Source organism: Chamaesiphon polymorphus CCALA 037, assembly GCF_003003845.1.
Taxonomy (GTDB): domain Bacteria; phylum Cyanobacteriota; class Cyanobacteriia; order Cyanobacteriales; family Chamaesiphonaceae; genus Chamaesiphon; species Chamaesiphon polymorphus.
This window is the reverse complement of the sequence record NZ_PVWO01000630.1, coordinates 1-2,799: the sequence shown is the minus strand read 5'-3', so window position 1 is coordinate 2,799 and position 2,799 is coordinate 1. Positions and strand designations below refer to the sequence as shown.

Annotated in this window: 2 protein-coding genes; both read left to right on the top strand. The window is 43.6% G+C overall.

The window, feature by feature from the left end:
- Nucleotides 1-383 precede the first annotated feature (383 nt).
- Nucleotides 384-1,073 carry an ATP-dependent Zn protease gene (locus C7B77_RS27465; RefSeq protein ID WP_106312537.1) on the top strand — a complete coding sequence of 230 codons (690 nt, stop codon included), beginning with the start codon at nt 384-386 and terminating at the stop codon, nt 1,071-1,073.
- 67 nt (nt 1,074-1,140) lie between these two features.
- A complete protein-coding gene (locus C7B77_RS27460; RefSeq protein WP_106312534.1) occupies nt 1,141-2,775 on the top strand; it encodes an FkbM family methyltransferase in 1,635 nt (544 codons plus the stop codon).
- Nucleotides 2,776-2,799: the final 24 nt, after the last annotated feature.

The following is a 2,799-nucleotide window of genomic DNA, read 5'->3' as shown; positions in this document are numbered from 1 at the left end:
ATATCGATCGTTACTTGCGTGCTAGCGGCAATTTACCCAGTCAGAAATGGCGAAGATAGTTGGGAGTTGGGAGTTAGCAGTTGGGAGTTGGTATTATGTAGATTGGGTTTCGTGGCTCAACCCAACAGCACCAATCTTGTATGCACTAATTTAAGATCTGATTTTCAATCTTTGCCAACAAACTATAGCGGTTCTCTAATCAGTGAGGTACAGATAATCTACTGCTTTGGATGCTATCTAAGTGTATGACGTACCTCATTAACTTGAGAATGGCTATAATTCCTATTTCCTCCCAACTCCCAACTCCCAACTCCCAACCCCAACTAAATTTTCATACTCCGATCCAGCAACGCCATAATTTTAATTAATTTTAGTATTTATAAATGAATTCAGACAATCCGACCCAGCAAATATCGTTAAATTTAGTTGCAATCTGTATATTTGGGATGACTATATCCAGTTTAGTCGCACCCCTAATTAATATTCCTTCAACACTGCCGATCGCGATCGTCGCAGCAATTATTGTCGGCGCGACAGTAGATAACTTTTTTCTCAAAAGTACCCTTGCTACACTAATATTAGATGCGATCGCAGGTACCAAAACCGAATATCGTCAACGGATCGTTCATCATGAAGCCGGACACTTTTTAGTCGCTTATTTACTCGGTATTCCCATTACTGGATATACTCTCAGTGCCTGGGAATCGTTCCGCCAAGGGCAATCGGCACAGGGTGGCGTGATGTTTGCACCCCCACAGGCAAATATTTCAGCCCAATTGTTACAGCATTACTGTACCGTCTGGATGGCAGGCATTGCCGCCGAAAAATTGATTTACGATCGATCTCAAGGCGGTAGTGAAGATCGTCAAAAATTGCGAGGAGTATTATTCGTAGCAGGCAAACAGCAACAAGAAATTGTCAAACAAGAAAACTTAGCCGCACTTCAAGCCAAAAACCTAATTCAAACTAACTGGGAAGCATATCAAGTATTAGTAACCGCCATGAACGATCGTACCCCCCTAGCCGATTGTTGCACTCAAATCGATCGACTCAAATCTCCAGCTCCAAATTAACAACTATCCTCTATGCCCTAAAACCTAAAACCTAAAACCTAAAGCCTAAAGCCTCAACCCTACCCCCATGATAGATTTCGATCCCAAAATATCTTATCTAGATTACATCAAACAAAACCAAGTAGAGATCGCGGAAACCGTCTCTCAAGCACTCAACCAAAGTTTGGATAATTGCCAGTGGGAACAACCCGAAACTGCCTTAGATTGGAACAACCTCGCCGTCGCCGCCTTGGTAGCCGCCGAAAGCTGCGATAACTCACTCGCACATGGATTGTATGCCGAAATCGCTTTTGATGCCGTGCAAGCAGGCTCAGAATTAAACCAACATCCGCTGTGCGCTGCACATCTTGCCTTACTCAATTGCATGTTAGGCAATTATAGCGAGGCGGCACAAATTGCCTTTAGTGCCTTTATTAATAATCTGCAACCTACCTACACCGAAGCAAAAATTTCACCAGGCATTGTCTACATTCCCCGACTCACCCGCGCGCATATTACCAACGGTAGAAACGAACAACTCCAACGCATCCTCAATACCGATAATGGCTATACTCAAGCTATGCTCATGCTGACAGAGGTACTGTGTCGCACTCAAATTAGCTTAGATAATCATACAGGTTTGCGACTGTTGCATCTGATGAATAAACTGATGCCAGATCTGATTTTAGCCAATCTGCGCTTGGGTATTTATAGCATTGGCAATCAGGAATTAGAAGGATTAGTTTATCTTCACCAAGCCGCCGAAATTGCTTTAGACGACCCCACTATTCTTCAGTCATTATATCTTGCTTATCTGGATTTAGAACAACCAGAAATAGCCCAGCATTGGCAACAAATTGGTGGAGATTATGCCAGTCAAAGATTGGCAAAACTACCATGGCAATGGACGCAACTCACGATCGATAGTCCGTGGACGTATATTCCCTTGATTAGCACAACCTCTCCGTTAGAGAATAGTAGCGATGCTAGCTCGGGCGATCGCGAAATTTCTCTCGCAGTAGCCGCCAGTTTACAAAGTCCGACCACCAGATGTTTGCTCGCCGAAGGTGATTGGTTCGAGCGAGAAATCGAGTTTTGGCAACAGTATCTTCAACCAGGGATGAACGCGATCGATATCGGCGCAAATATTGGTATTTATACCTTTAGTGCTGCTAGTCGAGTCGGCGTCAATGGTACGGTTTACGCGATCGAACCATTTAGCACCGCAGTCGATAGCCTGCACGCAACTTGTCAGCACAACCAGCTCGAAAACGTCCGAATCTTTAGAAATGCCATTAGCGATCGCGATGGTAATGCTCGACTAGTTTTACAACCAAATTGTGAATTTAATTATATCGCTACCACCGCCGAAAACCTCACACCTGACACCGACATAGAAGAAATAGAATGCATGACCCTCGATACATTTATCGATCGCATTGGCATCGATCGATTAGAGATAATTAAAATTTCTACAGCAGGCAGCAATCTAGCTATTTTACAAGGAGGCGAACGAACATTAACCAATTTTGCCCCCACAATTATTTATAATAGTTATACAACCGCAGGCATCGATTTAGACGCCGCCCAATATTTACTCGATCGAGACTACGAATTATTTCGCTATCAACCATATCTTCAACAACTTATCCCCCTCGCCAACGAATCCGACTTCACCGAAGTCATCAAAGCGATCGCCATTCCGAAGATAGTTAGTAGTTGATAGTCTGTCTCTTATACACATCTC

Coding starts and splice junctions, on each gene's coding strand:
- C7B77_RS27465 (WP_106312537.1), top strand. CDS start 384: ATGAATTCAGACAATCCGACCCAGCAAATATCGTTAAATTTAGTTGCA.
- C7B77_RS27460 (WP_106312534.1), top strand. CDS start 1,141: ATGATAGATTTCGATCCCAAAATATCTTATCTAGATTACATCAAACAA.